Source organism: Aeromonas piscicola, from assembly GCF_000820005.1.
In the GTDB taxonomy this organism is placed as follows: domain Bacteria; phylum Pseudomonadota; class Gammaproteobacteria; order Enterobacterales; family Aeromonadaceae; genus Aeromonas; species Aeromonas piscicola.
The window spans coordinates 1,326-2,838 of the sequence record NZ_CDBL01000061.1 but is presented as its reverse complement, the minus strand read 5'-3'; the positions used below and the strand labels follow the sequence as shown (position 1 = coordinate 2,838).

General features: G+C 63.9%; 2 protein-coding genes. One reads left to right on the top strand and one right to left on the bottom strand.

The genetic code is table 11. The features are described 5' to 3' along the window. The coding region (locus BN1128_RS15835; RefSeq protein ID WP_042870492.1) for an HD-GYP domain-containing protein at positions 1–750 on the top strand (750 nt) is incomplete at its 5' end. Between the two features lie 68 nt (positions 751–818). On the opposite strand, the gene BN1128_RS15830 is transcribed toward BN1128_RS15835, so the two are convergent. After that, positions 819–1,513 (bottom strand): hypothetical protein (locus BN1128_RS15830; RefSeq protein WP_042870491.1); only part of this gene is annotated, 695 nt, incomplete at its 5' end.

Here is a 1,513-nt window from a genome sequence, read left to right as displayed (position 1 = left end):
GAGCGCAGCGGCAGCTGGTTTGATCCCGATCTGGTCAGGCAGTTTGAAGCCATGGCCGATGAGCCCTTCTGGCAAGGGCTGGCGGATCCCCAGCTGGCTGAGTGGGTATTTATCCATCCGGCCGGGCAGGGGGAAGTGGCGCTCGATGAAGATTATCTGGACGAGATTGCCGCCGCCTTCGGTCAGGTGGTCGACTCCAAGAGTCCTTACACTGCCGGTCACAGCGGCCGGGTGGCACTCTATACCGATATCCTCGCCACCCAGATGGGGATCCCGGAGCCACGGCGGCGCTGGCTCAAGCGCGGCGCGCTGCTGCACGACGTGGGCAAGCTTGGGGTGAGCAACGCCATCCTCGACAAACCGGGCAAGCTTGATGCCGATGAGTGGGTGGCGGTGCAGATGCATGCCGCCTACACAGAGGAGATCCTGAGCCGGATCGGTGCCTTCAAGGAGCTGGCCCAGGTGGCGGGGGCCCATCATGAGCGGCTCGACGGCAAGGGCTATCCCAAGGGACTCAAGGCAGAGGAGATTGCCCTTGAGACCCGCATCATCACCACGGCCGATATCTTCGATGCCATCACCGCCAAGCGTCCCTATCGTGGTGCCATTCCCGTGCCCCAGGCGCTGGAGATGATGGCCGAGCAGCTGGGATCTGCCATAGACCCCGACTGTTTTGCTGCACTGGAGGCGGGGATCAAGGATTTTTCCATTTACCTCACGGCCGAGCAGCCGCTGGCGGATGCCAGTTAACGCTGGCTGCGTACATGGCCTGAGTGGTCAGCGCGATATGACAACGCCCCGCATTGCGGGGCGTTTTGCTATGTGTGGCTCTGGCTCTGGCTGCGGGGCGGGTACATCACCAGCCCCAGCAGGCGGCGCAAGTGGGTGAGCTGTTCGGTGAGCTGCAGACTCAACCAGAGATAGCCGCTGATGGCGGCCTCGCCTCTGGCATCGAGTCGCACCCGGGTCGCGGCCTCCTGCAACTCGCTGATGGCCTGCTCAGCCCCTTTCAATTCGCCGCTCTTGAGCATGAGCGCCAGCTGGATCATCACGGCCTCGGTCGCCTGCTGGCAGGTGCGCAGCTCGGGGGTACTCTGCATCAGAAAGTGGCTTTGGCGATCACTCCAGTAGGTGTTGGCCAGCATCTCCAGGGTGCAGAGGGTGTTGCGCATCGTGGTCTGGATGGCCTCGAACAGGGCGCTGCCAAGGCGGGTCTCCTTGACCGCCGGGGTCAGCAGGGGGCGCAGGCTCACCATCTTGGAGAGCAGGCGAGAGTGGCTCTGGGCCAGCCTGGGTCGCTCCAGAATATTGGGGGAGAGGTGGGTATGGTAGAGCCGGTGTGCCTGCAGCAGGGTGTCGTGCATCTGCAACCGCCAGTGGCTGTAGGCGCGCTGGGGGTAGATGCTGCAAAACAGCAGCGCCAGCAGGGAGCCCAGGATCACGTCGGCACTGCGCCACAGCGCCGTCTCTATGTCCCCCGGCATGGCCCCCATGGTGACGCCCAGGGTGATGC